21 protein-coding genes and 1 tRNA gene are annotated in these 16,463 nt (G+C 69.3%); 15 read left to right on the forward strand and 7 right to left on the reverse strand.

The genetic code is table 11. The annotated features are described in order from the left end of the window. Positions 1–158: 158 nt before the first annotated feature. From BLR46_RS07720 to ybaK, 4 genes are read left to right on the forward strand one after another with little or no spacing between them, the layout of a single operon-like run. Positions 159–1,082: a hypothetical protein gene (locus BLR46_RS07720; protein WP_093250613.1), complete on the forward strand. Its 924-nt coding sequence runs from the start codon at positions 159–161 to the stop codon at positions 1,080–1,082. Between the two features lie 55 nt (positions 1,083–1,137). Then, positions 1,138–1,947: a fumarylacetoacetate hydrolase family protein gene (locus BLR46_RS07725; RefSeq protein WP_093250616.1), complete on the forward strand. Its 810-nt coding sequence runs from the start codon at positions 1,138–1,140 to the stop codon at positions 1,945–1,947. A gap of 15 nt (positions 1,948–1,962) precedes the next feature. Next, positions 1,963–2,256: a hypothetical protein gene (locus BLR46_RS15415; RefSeq protein WP_093250618.1), complete on the forward strand. Its 294-nt coding sequence runs from the start codon at positions 1,963–1,965 to the stop codon at positions 2,254–2,256. Between the two features lie 20 nt (positions 2,257–2,276). Beyond that, positions 2,277–2,768, forward strand: coding sequence for a Cys-tRNA(Pro) deacylase (gene ybaK, locus BLR46_RS15420; protein ID WP_093250620.1), 492 nt, complete (start codon positions 2,277–2,279; stop codon positions 2,766–2,768). Here the strand turns inward: ybaK and BLR46_RS07740 are convergent. Further along, the gene (locus BLR46_RS07740; protein WP_093250622.1) at positions 2,765–3,166 is read right to left on the reverse strand and encodes a hypothetical protein; all 402 of its coding nucleotides are present in this window, start codon (positions 3,164–3,166) and stop codon (positions 2,765–2,767) included. The genes ybaK and BLR46_RS07740 overlap by 4 nt on opposite strands. Before the next feature lie 145 nt (positions 3,167–3,311). On the opposite strand from BLR46_RS07740, the gene BLR46_RS07745 reads away from it, so the two are divergent. The 4 genes from BLR46_RS07745 to BLR46_RS07760 all read left to right on the forward strand — a co-directional run bounded on the left by BLR46_RS07745 (position 3,312) and on the right by BLR46_RS07760 (position 6,585). Beyond that, on the forward strand, positions 3,312–4,082 hold the full coding sequence (locus BLR46_RS07745; RefSeq protein ID WP_093250624.1) for an amino acid ABC transporter ATP-binding protein: 771 nt from the start codon (positions 3,312–3,314) through the stop codon (positions 4,080–4,082). A 17-nt stretch (positions 4,083–4,099) separates the two neighbouring features. After that, complete coding sequence (locus BLR46_RS07750; protein WP_093250625.1) at positions 4,100–4,948, forward strand: glutamate ABC transporter substrate-binding protein; 849 nt, start codon at positions 4,100–4,102, stop codon at positions 4,946–4,948. An 81-nt stretch (positions 4,949–5,029) separates the two neighbouring features. Beyond that, positions 5,030–5,710 carry an amino acid ABC transporter permease gene (locus tag BLR46_RS07755; RefSeq protein WP_093250626.1) on the forward strand — a complete coding sequence of 227 codons (681 nt, stop codon included), beginning with the start codon at positions 5,030–5,032 and terminating at the stop codon, positions 5,708–5,710. After that, positions 5,707–6,585, forward strand: a complete 879-nt coding sequence (locus BLR46_RS07760; protein ID WP_093250627.1) for an amino acid ABC transporter permease — start codon at positions 5,707–5,709, stop codon at positions 6,583–6,585. The genes BLR46_RS07755 and BLR46_RS07760 overlap by 4 nt, the downstream gene beginning before the upstream one ends. A 3-nt stretch (positions 6,586–6,588) precedes the next feature. Here BLR46_RS07760 and BLR46_RS15515 read toward each other — a convergent pair whose 3' ends face one another. Then, positions 6,589–7,704, reverse strand: a complete 1,116-nt coding sequence (locus BLR46_RS15515; protein WP_093250630.1) for a resuscitation-promoting factor — start codon at positions 7,702–7,704, stop codon at positions 6,589–6,591. A gap of 89 nt (positions 7,705–7,793) precedes the next feature. Further along, the gene (locus BLR46_RS07770; protein WP_093250633.1) at positions 7,794–8,300 is read right to left on the reverse strand and encodes a methylated-DNA--[protein]-cysteine S-methyltransferase; all 507 of its coding nucleotides are present in this window, start codon (positions 8,298–8,300) and stop codon (positions 7,794–7,796) included. A gap of 95 nt (positions 8,301–8,395) precedes the next feature. On the opposite strand from BLR46_RS07770, the gene BLR46_RS07775 reads away from it, so the two are divergent. After that, positions 8,396–9,628, forward strand: coding sequence for a PQQ-dependent sugar dehydrogenase (locus BLR46_RS07775; protein WP_093250833.1), 1,233 nt, complete (start codon positions 8,396–8,398; stop codon positions 9,626–9,628). Next, positions 9,628–10,473: a hypothetical protein gene (locus BLR46_RS07780; RefSeq protein WP_093250636.1), complete on the forward strand. Its 846-nt coding sequence runs from the start codon at positions 9,628–9,630 to the stop codon at positions 10,471–10,473. Before BLR46_RS07775 ends, BLR46_RS07780 begins: the two co-directional genes overlap by 1 nt. Before the next feature lie 7 nt (positions 10,474–10,480). On the opposite strand, the gene BLR46_RS07785 is transcribed toward BLR46_RS07780, so the two are convergent. Next, on the reverse strand, positions 10,481–11,203 hold the full coding sequence (locus BLR46_RS07785; RefSeq protein WP_093250639.1) for a hypothetical protein: 723 nt from the start codon (positions 11,201–11,203) through the stop codon (positions 10,481–10,483). A 57-nt stretch (positions 11,204–11,260) separates the two neighbouring features. After that, complete coding sequence (locus BLR46_RS07790; RefSeq protein ID WP_176761698.1) at positions 11,261–12,547, reverse strand: molybdopterin molybdotransferase MoeA; 1,287 nt, start codon at positions 12,545–12,547, stop codon at positions 11,261–11,263. Positions 12,548–12,564: 17 nt separating this feature from the next. Between BLR46_RS07790 and BLR46_RS07795 the strand changes: the two genes are divergently transcribed. The 4 genes from BLR46_RS07795 to mscL all read left to right on the forward strand — a co-directional run bounded on the left by BLR46_RS07795 (position 12,565) and on the right by mscL (position 14,584). After that, positions 12,565–13,116 (forward strand): 5-formyltetrahydrofolate cyclo-ligase, encoded by a 552-nt coding sequence (locus tag BLR46_RS07795; RefSeq protein WP_176761699.1) that lies wholly within the window; start codon positions 12,565–12,567, stop codon positions 13,114–13,116. A gap of 93 nt (positions 13,117–13,209) precedes the next feature. Next, the gene (locus tag BLR46_RS07800) at positions 13,210–13,470 is read left to right on the forward strand and encodes an FmdB family zinc ribbon protein (protein ID WP_093250643.1); all 261 of its coding nucleotides are present in this window, start codon (positions 13,210–13,212) and stop codon (positions 13,468–13,470) included. A 55-nt stretch (positions 13,471–13,525) separates the two neighbouring features. After that, positions 13,526–14,131 carry an SAF domain-containing protein gene (locus BLR46_RS07805; RefSeq protein ID WP_093250646.1) on the forward strand — a complete coding sequence of 202 codons (606 nt, stop codon included), beginning with the start codon at positions 13,526–13,528 and terminating at the stop codon, positions 14,129–14,131. A 93-nt stretch (positions 14,132–14,224) separates the two neighbouring features. Further along, entirely contained in the window at positions 14,225–14,584 is a 360-nt protein-coding gene (mscL, locus tag BLR46_RS07810; protein WP_093250648.1) for a large conductance mechanosensitive channel protein MscL, read from the forward strand. Here mscL and BLR46_RS07815 read toward each other — a convergent pair. Continuing rightward, positions 14,581–14,934 carry a hypothetical protein gene (locus tag BLR46_RS07815; RefSeq protein ID WP_093250651.1) on the reverse strand — a complete coding sequence of 118 codons (354 nt, stop codon included), beginning with the start codon at positions 14,932–14,934 and terminating at the stop codon, positions 14,581–14,583. The two genes, mscL and BLR46_RS07815, sit on opposite strands and share 4 nt — an antisense overlap. After that, entirely contained in the window at positions 14,931–16,307 is a 1,377-nt protein-coding gene (locus tag BLR46_RS07820) for a UTP--glucose-1-phosphate uridylyltransferase (protein WP_093250654.1), read from the reverse strand. The genes BLR46_RS07815 and BLR46_RS07820 overlap by 4 nt, the downstream gene beginning before the upstream one ends. An 80-nt stretch (positions 16,308–16,387) precedes the next feature. Between BLR46_RS07820 and BLR46_RS07825 the strand changes: the two genes are divergently transcribed. Beyond that, positions 16,388–16,463, forward strand: a tRNA-Arg gene (locus BLR46_RS07825).

A 16,463-nucleotide genomic window follows, 5' to 3' on the forward strand; every position in this document is an offset into this window, starting at 1 on the left:
GAGGGGCGGACAGATCACGGAGGGTGGCCCCATCCGCAGCCGCGAGGCCATGAGTGGAACCATTGTGCGCCCGGCGGGTCAACCGGGAGGCCGATCCGCGACAATTCGCGTCGGCCGCGCGCCGCTCCCGCGGGCGGCGCCCCTGACACACTTGTCCGGTGACGAACGAGCCAGGACCCGACGCTGCGGCGGAGGATGCACGAGGCCTCATCCCCTTCGGCGACTCGCCGCGGCCCACCACGAACGACGAGTTCGGTCGCCGCCTCGTCGAGGCGCTCAGCTTGGATCCGGCGACCTCGGGTTGGTTGCTGCGCGGAGCAGGACCAGAGGTGAGCGCAGAACTGCAGGGCGCCGACGTCGCGTCCCTCGTCGTTGATGCCACCGGCCTGCTGTTCGAGCAGGACCCCGGTGCGTCGGCGCCTGGACCCGTATCCGACCAGTCCCCGGCGAACCGGCCCGGAGTGAGGCTCCGGACCGAGCCGGCGACCCTGAGCCGTGCGGAATTGCGCGCTCGGCCCGTCCTCGTCCAAGGCGTGCCGGTGACGATCGAGGCGGAGGGTCGTGACATCCCCATCGACTGGGTGGACCTCGCCGGTGGACGCCTCGTCGTGGACCTCCCCGTCGACCAGCCGGCGCGGCTCGGGACCGGCTCGGCGCTACGGCTCAGAGTCCGCACCGAAGTGGCACCCGCCGTTCGGGCGATGGCGGACGCCGCCCGGCCCGGTCTGGCAGCAGAAGGGATCCGGCTCGACCGTGAGCACCTGTCGCTGCGTCAGCTCGGTCCACGCCGGATCAGGTTCGACGGGCGGGCGCGGGTGCGGTGGAAGATCTTCCGCCAACGCGTGAAGATCTCCGGGGTGCTGGCGGTGGACGAGCGCCACGTCCTCGGGCTCAGCCACTTCCGTGTGCGGGTCTCGAACCCGCTGCTCAACCTCGCGTTCCGCGGCTTCGTCCGTGAACTGGCCACCGAGCTGCAGCAGTCCGTGGACCTCAACGAGGGCCTCGCCCCCTGGACGATCCGCCATCTACGAGTGAGGGCGGGACGCCGGGCCGAGCTCGACCTGGAACTGCGCCCGCGTTAGCCATTCCACACCGTTGTGCGCTCCAAGCTGCTTAGGCTGTGGCAAGGAGGCCAAGATGAAACTCGTAACGTACAGGCTCGCTGACTTCGAAGGTTCCGAGACGATCGCCCTCGGTGCCCTGCGCCACGACCGGGTGGTCCGGCTCGATGTCTCCACCAAGCACGACCACCACGGACTCGGGTCCATCGAGGAGTACCTCAGCGGGCTCCCCGGCACGCAGCAGCGGGCGCGCACCATCGCGAGTGACACGAGCGACCCTGGCGTGGCCCTCGACGAGGTGCACCTGTATCCCCCGGTCGCGCACCCCAGGACCGTGCTCGTCTGCCGTTCAACCGACGACGGGATCGTCACCGAGCCCCTCAACCACCCCACCATCACCGGCCCCGGGGACACCATCCGGGTCTCGGCCCCGGGAGCTGTGCGGTTCGGGTTGCGTCCCCAGCTCGGTCTCGTCACCCCCCGCGAGATGCGGCTGCCCCTCGAACACATCGAGCCGGCCGCGTACGTCCTGTTCAACGAGGTGCACGTCCACGACATCGAGAGCGGCGCGGACTCCGTCGTGATCGGCCTCGGGCCATACCTCGTCACCCCGGACGAGATCACCGATCCCAGGGCACTCGACGTTCGGGTCACCTTCGACGGCCGCGAGCCGTGGCACGGGACCACGGCGTATCCGTACAGCCCGGCCGAAATCCTGTTCGAACTTCAGCGGAGGTTCCAGTTCGAGCCCGGCACGTTGATCGGCATGGGCCCGATCCCCGGCAGCTTCGGCGTCGACGGAGCGGAGTGGCTCGAGCAGGGTGAGACGTTCACCGTCGCGATCAACGGGCTGGGGGAACTCACGCAGCACCTCGACTCCCGCTGATGCCACACTGGGCGGATGAGTGAGCAACAGGCCGACACCGCCCGATGGTCGCCGTGGTGGGCGGTCGCGCTCACCCTGGTGGCGATGATCCCGCCCGCGGGCGTCCTGCTCGTCGGCTTCCAGCAGCTCTCCCTCGGGTTGTCGGGCGGGTACATGTCAGAACTGGCGATCGTCGTCGGCCCCATGCTGATCGCGCTCGGGCTGATGCTCCTCATGCCGGGCGTCCTGTACCTCGTGTTGCGACGGCGATTCCCCTTCTACGTCGCGCTCGCCGCCGCGCTGATCGTCGTCGTGCTCGCCTTCATCTAGGTCCGTGCTTTACTCGGCGGGTGGCAAGAGCAGCAGGCGGCACCCCGGCGACCGTGGCATTGGACCGGGCGCGCATCCCGTACACCGTCCGCGCCTACGAGCACGACCCGTCAGTCCAGTCCTACGGCCTCGAGGCTGCCGAGGCGCTGGGCGTCGAACCGGCCCGGGTGTTCAAGACGCTGCTGGTCGAGAGCGGCCCGGGCAAGCTGGCCGTCAGCATCATTCCTGTGGACAGGCAACTCGACCTCAAGTCCGTCGCCGCTGCGCTGGGCGTCAAGCGCGTCGTCATGGCGGACCCCGCGGCCGCCGAGCGGGTGACGGGCTACGTCGTCGGCGGGATCAGCCCGATCGGGCAGAAGAAGGCGCTGCCGACCTTGCTCGACGAGTCGGCGGCGCAACACGCGACCGTCCTCGTCAGCGGCGGGAAGCGCGGCTTCGACATCGAGCTCACGCCCTCGGACCTGCTGAAGATCTGCCGCGGACGCACGGCGTCGATCGCGCGTCGCGGCTAGGGCCGGAAGAGCGCCTCCATCGGCTCCAGCCGCACGAGTTCCGCGGCCGCCGCGGCGAGTTCCTCGTCGCCGGCCACGAGGGCGTCACCCTGCAGCCTCGTGATGGCGATGTACTCCGCGTGGCGCAGGCTCGACCAGCCCGACTTCCGGGCGATGTCCCAAGCGGTGCGGCGACTGACGCGGTCGCCCAGAAGCCGGATCTTCAGCTCCGTCATCCGCTCATGGAGCGCCAGCGCCTCGTCGTCGGGGAGAGCGCCCTGATTGACTCGGGCGAGGAGCACCTCGAGCGCCTGGGAGCGCACGGCCGACGGGGCGACGAGTAGGTGGCCCGAGTGCGGCGGGCGCCCGGCCTGCGCGAGCTCGAGCAGCGCGACGGCATCGATGACGAACCGTGTCATGGTGAGGATGCTACGCGTGCACCCACCACCCGGAGAAAAGCGCTAGTCAGCGCAGCGTTGGTCCGACCATTGGCAAGGTCACGATCGCGTTACAATGCCGACTTCCGGCAGCGCATCGCCCCCGCCTACCGTTACCTTTCACTCCATGACCGACACCACGAGGCGAACGGAGGGGCTCGGCCAACCTTTGGTCGTGCTCAAGGACGTCAACAAGCACTTCGGCGACCTCCACGTGCTCAAGGACATAAACCTCACCGTACGAGAGGGCGAGGTGGTCGTCGTCATCGGCCCGTCGGGCTCCGGCAAGTCGACGCTGTGCCGCACCATCAACCGGCTCGAGACGTTCGAGTCCGGGTCGATCACGATCAAGGGCGTCGAACTGCCCAAGGAGGGCAAGGCGCTCGCGAAGCTGCGCGCCGACGTCGGCATGGTGTTCCAGAGCTTCAACCTCTTCCACCACAAGACGATCCTCGAGAACGTCACGATGGGCCCGGTCAAGGTCCGCAAGATGAAGCCCGCCGAGGCCAAGGAACACGCCATGAAGCTGCTCACGCGGGTCGGCGTCGAACACCAGGCCAACAAGTACCCCGCCCAGCTCTCCGGCGGCCAGCAGCAGCGAGTGGCGATCGCCCGGTCCCTCGCGATGAACCCCACCGTGATGCTCTTCGACGAGCCGACCTCGGCCCTGGACCCGGAGATGATCAATGAAGTCCTCGACGTCATGACCAGCCTGGCGCACTCCGGCATGACGATGATCGTGGTCACACACGAGATGGGCTTCGCCCGCAAAGCCGCCGATCGCGTCGTCTTCATGTCCGACGGGGCGATCGTCGAGGAGAACACCCCTGAGGAGTTCTTCACCAATCCACAGTCGGCACGAGCCAAGGACTTCCTCGGCAAGATCCTCACACACTGACGAAGGAGACAGATCCCATGCGTAGGAACACTTACCGGATCGCTGCCCTGGCAGCGGCGGCCGCCCTGGCCCTCACGGCCTGCGGCGGCGACAGCGCCGATGGTGAAGGCGCGAACGGCGACGGCGCCAGCGGCGACACCATCAAGATCGGCACCAAGTTCGACCAGCCGGGCCTCGGCCTCCAGGAGGGCGGCGAGATGTCCGGCTTCGACGTGGACGTCGCCATCGCGGTCGCCGAGAAGCTCGGCTACTCGGAGGACCAGATCGAATGGACCGAGTCGCCCTCACCCCAGCGCGAGACGATGCTGGAGTCCGGCCAGGTGGACATGATCGTGGCCACCTACTCGATCACGGACTCCCGCAAGGAGCGGGTGCAGTTCGCCGGGCCGTACCTCGTCGCGGGCCAGGACCTCCTGGTCAGGGCGGATGACGACTCCATCAAGGGACCCGAGGACCTCTCGGGCAAGATCCTCTGCTCCGTGTCCGGCTCCACGCCGGCGGAACGGGTGAAGGAGGAGCACCCCGACGTGCAGCTTCAGGAGTACGACACCTACTCGTCCTGTGTCGACGCCCTCGCCTCCGGCAGCGTCGACGCGCTGACCACCGACGACTCCATCCTTGCCGGCTACGCCGCCCAGGACGAGTGGGCGGGCAAGCTGAAGGTCGTCGGAGCCCCGTTCAGCGAGGAGCTCTACGGAATCGGCCTCAACAAGGAGAGCGACCTCTGCGAGCAGATCAACGAGGCGCTGGTCGAGCTGTTCGAGGAGGGGGTGATCGACCAGGCCATCCAGGACAACTTCGGCCCGGCGAACTACACCCCCAACCCGGACACCAATCCCCCGACTCCGGGCGGTCACTGCGGTTAGCCGCCCCATCACCACGCGACGGGTGCCGCCCCCGGGCGCACCCGTCGCGTCCCATGAGACCCGACCCACCAAGGAGGTGCCGTGCTCGAACTCATTGAACGCTTCGACTTCTTCGGAGCCGTCGGCCTGACACTGTGGCTGACGCTGTGGGGGGCGATCCTGGCGTTCGTCCTCGGCACGATCGTCGCCATCATGCGGCTCTCGCCCGTGAAGGCACTGCAGTTCGCCGGCACCGTCTACGTCACCGCCTTCCGCAACACCCCGCTGACGCTGATCGTCATCGCCTCGAACCTCGTGCTGTGGAACCAGTTGGGCCTCCAGCTCGCTCCGCGCGACTCCGCGAGCTACATCGTCGACACGAACATCCGGTTGGCGATCCTGTCGCTCGCCGTCTACCACGCCGCGTTCGTGTGCGAGGCGCTGCGCAGCGGCGTCAACACGATCCCCGTGGGCCAGGCGGAAGCCGCCCGCTCGTTGGGCCTCACCTTCGCGCAGAACCTGCGCCACATCATCCTTCCGCAGGCGCTTCGCGGAGCGATCACCCCGCTCGGCAACGTCCTCATCGCGCTCACCAAGAACACCACCGTGGTCACCGCCATCGGCGTGGCCCAGGTCTCCCATTCGATGGCGCGCATGATCGAGTTCCGCTCCGACGTCATCATCCTCATCTTCGGCCTCGTCGCCATCACGTTCGTGGCGCTCACCCTGCCGATGGGCATGCTCACGAGTTGGCTCTCCCAGCGATTGGCGGTCCGCCGATGAACACCACCGCGATCCTGTTCGACGCGCCGGGTCCCCGGACCCGCAGCCGCCACCTGATCTACGCCATCCTCGGCGCGCTCGTCATCTTCGGCATCGGCGCCTGGGTCTTCGCCATCCTTTGGGAGCAGGGCCAGGTCACCCCCGACCGCTGGGCACCCGTATTCACCCCGGAGGCCTGGGAGCAGTACTTCGTCCCCGGCATCCGGCAGACCGTCGTAGCGGCGGCCCTCTCCATGGTGCTGGCGTTCATCTTCGGCTTCCTGTTCGCCATGGGCCGCATGTCCGAGGTGGCCCCACTCCGCTGGGGGTCGGGCGTCATCGTCGAGTTCTTCCGCGCCGTGCCGGTGCTGATCATGATGCTGTTCGTCTTCTACCTGCTGACGTACAACTCCGACATCACGGGCCAGACGCTGAGCTTCACGGCGGTCGTCGTCGGCCTCACCTGCTACAACGGCGCGGTGATCGCGGAGGTCATCCGCAACGGCGTCGCGTCGCTCCCGGCCGGCCAGCGCGAGGCAGGCCTCTCCATCGGCCTCAGCCCCTCCGAGACGCGACGACTCATCCTCGTCCCGCAGGCGCTGACCGCGATGATGCCCACGCTGGTGAGCCAGCTCGTCGTCGTGCTGAAGGACACCGCCCTCGGCTACATCATCCTCTACCCCGAGCTGCTCAACCGGATCCGCCAGATGGGCAACCGGTTCGGCAACCTGACGGTGACCTTCGTCGTCGGTGCGCTCCTGTTCATCGTGCTGAACCTGGTGGTCACCAGCGTCGCGCAGATGCTCGAACGGCGCCTGCAGCGCCGGGGCACGAGCGCCGGGGTTGGCGCGCGAGGCCGGGCTGCAGACGCCGAACTCGACGCGAGCAACGCGTAGGGGTCAGGCACAGCTCCAGGGCTGGGTGCCGCGGATCGCGTAGAGCCGGTTCGCGACGGTGATCTGCTCCGCGCGGCTCGCCTGGTGCGGGTAGGCGGCGAAGTCCGTGCCGTCCACCGAGCGCCAGGTGGCGAGGTTGAACTGGAGGCCGCCGTAGTAGCCGTTGCCGGTGTTGATGTTCCAGCGGCCAGTGGACTCGCACTGCGCGATCCGGTCCCACATCGCGGCGCGCGAGAGGTCGATGGCGCCGCCGCCACCGCCCGTCGAGGAGGTGGTCGCTTCCTTGGGGGCGACGTAGGTCCCGACGGTGGTGACCTGGGTCACCGGGTCCTTCAGGACCTCCTCCGACTGCTTGATCGAGCTCTGCAGCTGGCCGTCGTGGTAGACGTTCTTCCAGGTCTCGCGCTTCAGGCCCTCGACGCCCTTGGTGGTGACCTCGGACTTGCCCTTCGCGAGCTTGCTCGACTCCACCGACTTCTTCCCGAACGGGATCGCCTTCTCGACGCTGGGGGTGGTGACCTCCACGTCGACGTACTTGATCTCCATGCCGTCGGCCAGCAGCGTGTCGGGCGCCGGGGCGACGATGTCGTCGGCATCCGGCGTGAGGTGCGCCCCGACAAGCACGTCCGCCACGGTGCCCGCGAAACGAACCGCCATCTCCTTGCCGCCAGCGACCAGCGACACGTCCTTGGCCGTGAACACGTCCACGCTCAGCCCCTCGCGGCCGATCGCCGCCGACCGCGACACCGACAGCTTCGAATCGGCGGCATCCAGGTCGAGGAAGCCGAGCGCCTCCTGGACGGTCTTGCCCGTGGTCCACACCTCGCGGGTCTGCCCGTCGACAGTGACCTCGAACGGCCGGGCCACCAGGACCGTGATCTCCATGTCGTCGGTCACCTCGGACTCGACACCGGGGAGGACGACGTCGTGCTCGGCGAGCTCGATGCCCTCGAGCTCCAGCACCTCGCCGACCGTGTCCTCACGCACCGCGATCGCCTTCGTGGCACCGTCGACGGTGAGGGCCACGTCGTTCTTCTGCATGGCTGTGGCGACTCCGACGGAAGCTACGAGCGCGAGTGCGGTGGCGCCGGCGATCGCGGGCACGGCGAGTTTGGCCATTCGAGCCTCCAGGTGGGAGTGGGACCCGATCAGCGTAGCCAGTTGTCTGAGAATTCCCAAAAATCTTCTCAGAATTCGCGGCGTGTTGCTCAGAAGAGTCGGCTGTCCTCGCTCGCCTCGAGATCCAGCAGCGCCCGCTTCCGTTCGAGCCCACCGGCATAGCCGGTGAGCGCGCCGTCGGCACCCACCACCCGATGGCAGGGGATGAGGATGCTCACGGGGTTGTGCCCCACGGCTCGCCCGACCCGCTGCGCGAGCCCGGGGTTGCCGAGCTCGCGGGCGATGCGGCCGTACGTCGTCGTCTCACCGAACGGCACTGTCCTGAGGTACGCCCACACGCTCTCGGAGAACTCGTCACCGTCGGTGGAGACCGGCACGTCGAAACTCTGGCGCCTTCCGTCGAGATACTCGCGCAACTCCCTCGCCGCACGACTGATGAGCGGGTCGTCGCCCTCGTTCACCACCTCACCGATCGCCTCGGGGGTGGGCGGGTGGGTGTGGTCCGGGAAGTAGACGCCGACCACCGACTCGGCATCGGCGACGATGGTCAGGGCGCCGAGCACGGTGTCCACGCTGGCATGGCGGGTGACGGACATCGGGAGCCTCCTGTGTTCGGTTCCCACAGCTTAACCCCGCAAACCCCGGCGTGGCCGCCCTGTTGCTGGAGCCCCCGATCCAGTACCGTCGCTTCATGCGACGAGTACTCGCCTGGGGAGCGCTGATGTCCTTGTCACTGGCCGCATGCGCCAACGGTGACCAGGCCCCGGAGGATGCCCCGACGAGCCCCGTTCCCCCCGCCAGCGCCAACCCGAGCGACCCGCCCAGCGCGTCACCGAGCGCCTCGCCCGCGGAGTCGCCGTCCGAATCGCCCCAGTCGGAGGAGCCCTCGCCGGACGTCGCCCCGGTGCGGGAGTTCCGCACCACCGAGCACGGGAAGTTCACGGAGCCCTGGGCCATGGAGTTCCTCCCCGGCACCGACCTGCTGCTCATCAACGAGCGCGGCGGCGCCATGAAGCTGCGCGACCAGTCCACCGGCGAGGTCCGGGAGGTCAGCGGCGTGCCCGAGGTCTACCACGAGGGCCAGGCCGGCCTGCACGACGTGAAGCCGGCCCCCTCGTTCGAGACCGACGGCAGGATCTACGTGAGCTGGGTCACCCGCGGCGACGAGGGTCCGCACGGCATGCTGGGCCTCGGCACACTGGACATCGCGAACGCGGCTCTCGAGGACCTCGACGTCATCTGGGAGCAGGACCCGGCGGGCGGTGACGGCCACTTCAGCCTGCGGATCGCGATCGCCGACGACCTCCTCTACCTGACCTCCGGCGACCGCCAGGAGATGGATCCGGCGCAGGACAACGGCACGAACCTCGGCAAGATCCTGCGGCTGTCCCTGGACGGGACCCCCGCCCCGGACAACCCGTTCGGCGACGAGGGCGTCGAGAGCTCCTTCTGGAGCATCGGTCACCGCAACCCGCTCGGGCTCGACTTCGACGTCGACGGCACCCTGTGGTCGTCCGAGATGGGGCCGGAGGGCGGCGACGAACTGAACCGGATCGTCCCCGGGGCCAACTACGGCTGGCCCGAGGCCAGCAACGGCAGCCACTACAACGGTCGCGACATCCCGGACCACCGCGAGGGCGACGGGTTCGAGGCCCCGAAGGCCTTCTGGACCCCCTCGATCTCGCCCGGCAACCTCGAGATCTACGAGGGCGACCTCTTCGCGGGGTGGCGCAACAGCGCACTGCTCGGGGGGCTCTCCGGCGAGACGCTGGTGCGCGTCGCCCTCGACGGCGAGAATGCCGACATCGTCGACGAGTGGGAGATGGGCGAGCGCGTCCGCGCGGTGGAGGAAGCGCCCGACGGCAGCATCTGGCTGCTCGAGGACGGCGCGGGAGCCCGGCTCCTGGAACTCCGACCGGCCTGATGCAGTTCCCCCGCCCGTTGGCCGACGTGTTCGGCAGGTCCCATGTCGTCTCCTTCCCGCAGGGGGACGTCCGGCTCCATGCCCACTCCTTCAAGATGCGCGGCTTCCCGAGGGTGCGCGTCTACACGGCTGCGTCCGGCGATCCGACGAGGGCGACCGTGATCGCGGTCATGCACGGGGTGCGCCGCAACGCGGACGCCTATCGCGACGCGTGGGTACCCCTGATCGCGGGACGCGACGCGATCGTCGTGGCGCCGCTGTTCTCCGGGGAGCGGTTCCCCGACACCCACTCCTACAACCTCGGCGGCACCATCGATCCGACGTTCACCCGCCACCGCCCTCGGCGCAAGTGGACCTTCGCGATGGTGGCGCCGCTCGTCGAGGACGCGGTGAAGCGACTGGGCGGCACTCCTGGGACGTTCCGGATGTACGGCCATTCGGCCGGTGCGCAGTTCGTGCACCGGTATCTCGCCTTCACCCCCGCTGCGCCTGTTGACCGAGCAGTGGCGGCGAACGCGGGCTGGTACACGATGCCGCGCCGCCGCCGTCCCTTCCCGTACGGCTTCGAGCGTGCCCCGAAGACCGACCTCACGGCCTTCCTCGCCCGCGACCTGGTCGTCATGCTGGGCGGGGCGGACCATGGCCAGGAGTTCCGCCGGGACGACGAGCACACGTTGCGCCAGGGCAGCACCCGATTCGAGCGCGGCCGGGCGTTCTACGAGTCGGGCAGGGAACTGGCGGGGAAACTCGACGCGGACTTCGGCTGGCGGCTCGTCGTCGTCCCGGGCGTCGCCCACGAGCACGCGCGCATGGCCGTCACGGCCGCGGACTACCTGCTCGACTGATCGCCGCTCACTCGCCGACGGCGGGCCGCAGCGACTCCTCCGGCACGTAGGCGTCCGGGCGGTCCGCGGTGGGCACCAGCGGGGTGGAGGCGACGACGGGCGCGGAGAGGTCGATCGTGCGGACCGTGCGGGGCAGCAGCGGCTGCTGCACGTAGGTGGGCGCGGTCACCGGGACCGGGTCCCAGAAGGCGCCCCGGCCGGTCGGCGCCGAGAGATCGACCGAGAACTCGGTCGGCTCGGTGTCCTCCTGCTGCAACTCGATGACCTCGGTGTCCTCGTCGTCGCCGAAGCCCGTCTCGAGGCTGGCGGCGTAGGCGTCGAGGCGGCGGTGCATGTCGACGACGCTGAACCGTGCGATGCCGAGGAACACCGCGATGAGGGCGACGGGCACCAGCGCGGACCACCACGGCAGGATGCCGAGCGCCGTGAGCACGCCGAGGACGATGCCGGTGCCGGCCAGCGACGCCAGCACGACGAGCCGGCGCTTCGCGGCCTGCTTGGCGGTCATGTGTAGGCCGTAGAACTCCGAGGCACGGGTGAGCGGGGTCGACACGGCACTCGGGTCGCCGTACTCGACGACGTCACGCTGGAGGATCCGCATCGACTGCGAGAACCGCTCGGTGGGCTCCTCCGCCAAGTCGTCGGGGTTGTGCCGTTGGGCGGAGATCCACGGAACCGCGAACGCCAAACCGGCCACGAGGAGGGCGGCGATGAGGAGTCCGGCGAGCATGCGCCCACGTTAACAACATCGATGTGATTTGGCTGCCCGTGGGGAAGCGTGTCGGGCTCAGTCCTCGTCGAGCTTCCAGTAGTAGACGGATTCGCCGGCGCGGACCTGGGCCGTCTGCTCGTCGAGCACGATCAGCACGTTGGCCTCGGCGAGCTCGCTGAGTGCGTGCTGCCGGGAGACCTGGGCGACGCGGTTGATGCCGGACTCGTTCGTCACGATGCCCCGCAGGAGGTGGGTCTGGCCCTCCAAGGAACGGAAGCCGGTCCGCGCGATGCCGCGGTGCAGCTTGCGCTGCGGGTCGGCGCCCGCCAGCTTGCGGATCAGCGGCCAGCCGAACGCCTGGAACGACACGTAGGCGCTCACCGGGTTTCCGGGGAGCATGATCATCGGGATGTTGTCCTCCCCGATGAGACCGAAGGTCTGCGTGCGGCCCGGGGTCATGGCCACTTGGGCGGAGTCGACCAACCCGATGCCCGACATCGTCTGGACCATCGCCTCGTAGTCCTCCCGGCGCCCGCCGGTGGTGGAGATGACGAGGTCCGCGCGGATCAGCTGGTCGGTCACGTGCTGTGCCAGCTCCGCATGGTTGTTGGAGCCGACGACGATGTGGAACACGCGAGCTCCCGCGGCCCGCGCCGCAGCGGCGATGAGGAACGAGTTCGCGTCGATCGTCTGGTCGGCATCGACGGGTCGTCCGGGCTCCACGAGCCCCTCGCCCGAGCCAACGACGACGACCCTCGGCTTCGGCCGCACGAACACCTTGTCGATGCCGGCGCCGGCGAGGAGGCCGATGTGCCGGGCACCCACGACCTCACCGACCCGCATCAGCGGCTCGCCGGCGGACAGGTGCTCGCCGGCGCTGCGGACGTACTCGCCGTCGGTGACGGTCTCGAAGACTCGGGCGAGCTCGCCCTCCAGCGCGATGAAGGTGGATGGCAGCACGGCCGTGGCACCCGGGGGCAGCTTCTCCCCCACGGTGACGTGCTTGATGGCGCCGACGGGGATGCGCCCCTCCCCGTCGAACAACTGCATGCTCTCGACCCGCTGGTTGTCCTCGTCGACCAGGTCGGCGGCACGGACGGCGTAGCCGTCGACGAGCGCGGTGGTGTGGGCGGGGACGTCGACGAGGGACTCGAGGTCCTCGCAAAGGACCTGGTCCCACGCCTCGAGGAGCCCCATCCCGAAGGGGTTGAGCGGCTCGACGAGGCCCAGCAGGTAGTCGACGTGGTCCTGCATGGACCGCAGGCCCGCCTCGTTCAGCGGGGGTGGCTCGGGCAGGCTCGGCGCCACCTCGACCTCTTCGACCTCGAGGGGCGCTTCCTTCTTCCGACCAAACCAAGCCATGCCCATACGATAGACGGGTGACTGAGGCCAAACCCGCACTTCGTGCGGCGGTGCGCGCAAACCGCAGCCCGGATGCGCTCGCCGCGGAGGACGGAGCCCGGCTGCGGCACTTCCTCGCCTGGCTGCCCCAGCGGCCCGGGGTGCTCGCCACCTACGCCAGCCTCCCCGGGGAGCCGGGCACCTCGTCGCTCATCGACGCGCTGGGCGCCCTCGGCTGGGAGGTCCGCGTCCCCGTGATCCGCCGCGAGGTGGACTGGGCCAGGTTCCGGGGCTGGGACGCCATGCGGGCCGGTTGGCAGGGGATCCCGACCCCCGCCGGGCCCCTCCTCGGGGCCGGGTCGCTGGTCGAGGCCGACGTGGTGATCGCCTCCTGCCTGCTGGTGGACCGTGCCGGTTACCGGCTCGGGGTGGGCGGCGGCTGGTACGACCGCGCGCTGCGCCATCGCCGCGACGACGCGACGGTCCTCGCCTGGAGCCGGGACGTGGAGGTCGTCGACACCGTGCCGAGGGAGCCCCACGACCTGCCCGTCGACGGGTACGTCACCGAGAGCGGCGTCCACCTCCTGTGACGGTTCGCTCCCAGCGCACGCCCTTGATGCGGAAGAACTCGCCTGCGCGGCGTACCATGGGCGCGCACACGTTTTTCCCCGGGAGGTTCCGTCTTGCCCAAGTACCAGTACCGATGCAACGACTGCGGCGCCGATCTTGAGGTCCAGCAGAAGTTCACCGACGACGCGCTGACCGTCTGCCCCGAGTGCCAGGGCGATCTCCGCAAGGTCTTCGGCGCCGTCGGCGTGGTCTTCAAGGGCTCGGGCTTCTACAAGACCGACAACCGGGCGTCCCAGAAGTCCTCCTCCTCCTCCGCCCCCAAGCCGGCGGAGAAGAAGACGACGGAGTCCAGCCCCGCCACCAGCGCGGCCTGACCCGACGGGCCTGTGGAAACCGGGCGTCGGCCCGGATCCGTGACCACAGTGGGGCATGAAGCTGCTCCACCGCATCGCCTCCTTCGTCAGCTGGCACCGCCGCGCGGTCGCGGCCGTCCTCGCGGGTCTGTGCGTGGCCGGCGTGGTGTCGGTCGTGCAGTCGCCGCCACCCGGTGAGCCGGTGCTCGTCGCGGCCCGCCCGCTCCCGGTCGGCCACACGATCTCTGCCGGAGACGTCACGCTGACGGAGGCGCCCCCGCGCCTCGTGACGCCCGGCACGCTGAGGGACCCCGACGCGGTGGTGGGCTCCACCACGGCCATCGCGCTCGAGGCGGGTCAGGTCCTCACGCGCTCGACGATGCTCTCCTCCGACCCCTCGCGCGACGGCCGGGCGCTGGTGCCGATTGCGGTGCAGGACCCCGCCCTGCGCTCCCTCCTTGAGCCCGGGACGACGGTGAGCCTGCTCGTCGCACTCGGAGAACGCCCCGAGGTGGTCACCGATTCCGCGCGCGTCGCGAAGCTGCCGTCCCAGGAGGGCGGTGGGCTGTCCCTCCCATCGGGCAGTGGGATGGTCGTCGTCGAGGTCCCGAGCGAGGTGGCCGGGGAGGTGGCGGCACTCGGCCAATCGGGTCAGTTGGTGATCGTCCTCGGTGCATTGTGAGCGGCACGGCAGGTTCCTCCGCGCTCCGCCCCTCCGCTCGCCCACAATGGGGTCAGCGCGCGCGTCGCGCGCACTCACCCGGGAGGAGACCCAATGCAGGGCTTCAAGGAATTCATCATGCGCGGCAACCTCGTCGAGCTGGCCGTCGCCTTCATCATGGGTGGCGCGTTCGCCACCGTGGTCACGGCGTTCACCCAGATCATCCTCGACGTCATCGGCCTCCTCGGCGGCCAGCCGGACTTCTCCGAGGTCGCGATCGGCCCGATCAACGTCGGGGTCTTCATCACCGCCCTCGTCGCGTTCCTGATCCTGTCGGCCGTGATCTACTTCGGCGTCGTCAAGCCTTACAACGCCGTCAAGCGCCGCTACGAGAAGGTGGAGGAGGTCACCCCCTCCAACGAGGAGCTGCTGCTCACGGAGATCCGCGACCTCCTCAAGGCGCAGCGCAGCTAGCCCCAGTGCGGCGGGCGGTCGGCGGCCAGGCGGCGTTCCTCCGCCGTCAGCGCCCGGCTGGCCCGCTGCATCGTCTGGAGACCGGTGAGGCCGAGGGCGTCCCGCAGCGCTGCCAACCGGGCGTGGAACACCGCGAACCCCACCTCCGCGACCACGTCTCGGCGGACCGGGAACGGCCAGGGCTCTCCGGACTCCTGACGTGCCTGGCGGAGCAGGCCCAGCTGCTCGGCTCCCCACCCGAGGTCCCGGAGGTCGCCCACCAGGTCCTCGAGCAGCGGAGAGGTCAGGGGGAGCGTCTCCCCGGTCAACGCGCGGCCCAGCTCGGCCGCGAAATCTGCAGGATCGCTCATGTCAGCACGGTGCCCTCGGGCACCTTCTGCTTCTCCCCCCGGTCATCCAATGTCACGTCACCGACCACGCGGACATCCTTGCCGAACGTCCAGTCGCCCTCGACGGTCAGCCTGGTCGCCTCCCTCAGTGAGGGCGCGTGGGGGAAGCGCTCCGCGAACGCGTCCACCTTCTTGTAGTGCTCCGGGTCCAGCGAGATCTCCGGCGAGTGGTCAGTCTGGGCGACGAGGTGCCCGCCCTCGTCGAGCTCGTACACGTCCGAGCGGAGCAGCAGCAGTTCGTTGGTGGTCTTGACGGGCAGGAACCGCTCCCGCCCGACCGCGATCGCCGTCGCCCCCTCGAAGACCTCCACCGCGGCGCCCATGGCCGACTCGATCTGGATCACGGGCGTGGAGCCCGGGTCCTTGGGGTCGACGGTCTTCTCGTTCCGGATCAGCGGGAGGCCGAGCACCGATCCCCGCTCGGTGAGCGTGGCCCGGAGTCTCTCGAGGTCGAACCAGAGGTTGTTGGTGTGGAAGTAGGGATGGCGGTGCTCGTCGGTGAAGTGCCCCATGTCCGCCGGGTCGGTCTGCGCGGTCTCCCGCAGGATCAGCTGGCCGTCGGACTTCCGGATCGCCAGATGGCCGCCCTTCTTGTCGTTGACTGTGCGGCGGCAGACCTCGGCGGCGTAGGGGGCGCCCGAGCTCGCGAACCAGCCGGCGAGCCGCGCGTCGGGCACCGCGCCGAGATTGTCGCCGTTGGAGACGAAGGCGTACTTGAAGCCGGCCGCGAGCAGCGCGTCGAGCACGCCCGAGCCCTCGAGCGCCGGGTAGAGGTCACCGTGGCCGGGCGGACACCACTCCAGCGAGGGGTCGGCCGGCCACTCCACCGGGGTCAGGTCGTCGGCCCGCAGCTTGGGCTCCTGGTTCTGCAGGAACGTGAGCGGCACGCCGTCCACTGTGAGGTCGGGATAGCGGGCGAGGTACTCCTTGGTGTCCGCGTCGGTGCGGAAGCTGGTCATGAACAGCAGGGGGAGGCGGGCGCCGTGATGCTCCCTGGCGGAGATCACCTGCTTCGCCACCAGGTCGAGGAACGTGAGCCCCTCTCGGACCTCGAGGAGCGTCTTCGCCTTCTCGAGCCCCATGGAGGTGCCGAGGCCACCGTTGAGCTTGATCACCACGAGCTTGTCGAGCGCCTCGCGGGCCTGCTCGTCGCTGACCTGCACGTCGGCGAGCCGCGTCGGCTCGTCGAGGGGGTCGATGTCGTCCTCACGGATCACGCCCGTCGCGCCCGACTCGAGCTGCTGATAGAAGTTCGTGAACACCTCGATGGCCGGGGCCGAGACCCCCGCTCGTTCCATCTTGGTGCGTGCTTCCTGCAGACCCTCCTGGGACACGTGCTTCCTCCTTGGAATTTTTCGCGGGCCGGCCCCCGCGTTCGTCTCGCCGGGCCGGTACCGGCTACGATACGCGAGATGGCCTCGTAGCTCAGGGGATAGAGCACCGCTCTCCTAAAGCGGGTGCCGTTGGTTCGAATCCAACCGAGGCCGCCA

This window comes from Tessaracoccus oleiagri (genome assembly GCF_900103275.1).
GTDB classification, from domain to species: domain Bacteria; phylum Actinomycetota; class Actinomycetes; order Propionibacteriales; family Propionibacteriaceae; genus Arachnia; species Arachnia oleiagri.

What these genes read in the sequence shown, in the direction of transcription:
- BLR46_RS15415 (WP_093250618.1), top strand. Translation starts at nt 1,963, where the DNA reads ATGAGTGAGCAACAGGCCGACACCGCCCGATGGTCGCCGTGGTGGGCG.
- BLR46_RS07740 (WP_093250622.1), bottom strand. Translation starts at nt 3,166, where the DNA reads ATGACACGGTTCGTCATCGATGCCGTCGCGCTGCTCGAGCTCGCGCAG.
- BLR46_RS07770 (WP_093250633.1), bottom strand. Translation starts at nt 8,300, where the DNA reads ATGTCCGTCACCCGCCATGCCAGCGTGGACACCGTGCTCGGCGCCCTG.
- BLR46_RS07785 (WP_093250639.1), bottom strand. Translation starts at nt 11,203, where the DNA reads ATGCTCGCCGGACTCCTCATCGCCGCCCTCCTCGTGGCCGGTTTGGCG.
- BLR46_RS07725 (WP_093250616.1), top strand. Translation starts at nt 1,138, where the DNA reads ATGAAACTCGTAACGTACAGGCTCGCTGACTTCGAAGGTTCCGAGACG.
- mscL (WP_093250648.1), top strand. Translation starts at nt 14,225, where the DNA reads ATGCAGGGCTTCAAGGAATTCATCATGCGCGGCAACCTCGTCGAGCTG.
- BLR46_RS07760 (WP_093250627.1), top strand. Translation starts at nt 5,707, where the DNA reads ATGAACACCACCGCGATCCTGTTCGACGCGCCGGGTCCCCGGACCCGC.
- BLR46_RS07745 (WP_093250624.1), top strand. Translation starts at nt 3,312, where the DNA reads ATGACCGACACCACGAGGCGAACGGAGGGGCTCGGCCAACCTTTGGTC.
- BLR46_RS07750 (WP_093250625.1), top strand. Translation starts at nt 4,100, where the DNA reads ATGCGTAGGAACACTTACCGGATCGCTGCCCTGGCAGCGGCGGCCGCC.
- BLR46_RS07790 (WP_176761698.1), bottom strand. Translation starts at nt 12,547, where the DNA reads ATGGCTTGGTTTGGTCGGAAGAAGGAAGCGCCCCTCGAGGTCGAAGAG.
- BLR46_RS07780 (WP_093250636.1), top strand. Translation starts at nt 9,628, where the DNA reads ATGCAGTTCCCCCGCCCGTTGGCCGACGTGTTCGGCAGGTCCCATGTC.
- BLR46_RS07775 (WP_093250833.1), top strand. Translation starts at nt 8,396, where the DNA reads ATGCGACGAGTACTCGCCTGGGGAGCGCTGATGTCCTTGTCACTGGCC.
- BLR46_RS07815 (WP_093250651.1), bottom strand. Translation starts at nt 14,934, where the DNA reads ATGAGCGATCCTGCAGATTTCGCGGCCGAGCTGGGCCGCGCGTTGACC.
- BLR46_RS15515 (WP_093250630.1), bottom strand. Translation starts at nt 7,704, where the DNA reads ATGGCCAAACTCGCCGTGCCCGCGATCGCCGGCGCCACCGCACTCGCG.
- BLR46_RS07805 (WP_093250646.1), top strand. Translation starts at nt 13,526, where the DNA reads ATGAAGCTGCTCCACCGCATCGCCTCCTTCGTCAGCTGGCACCGCCGC.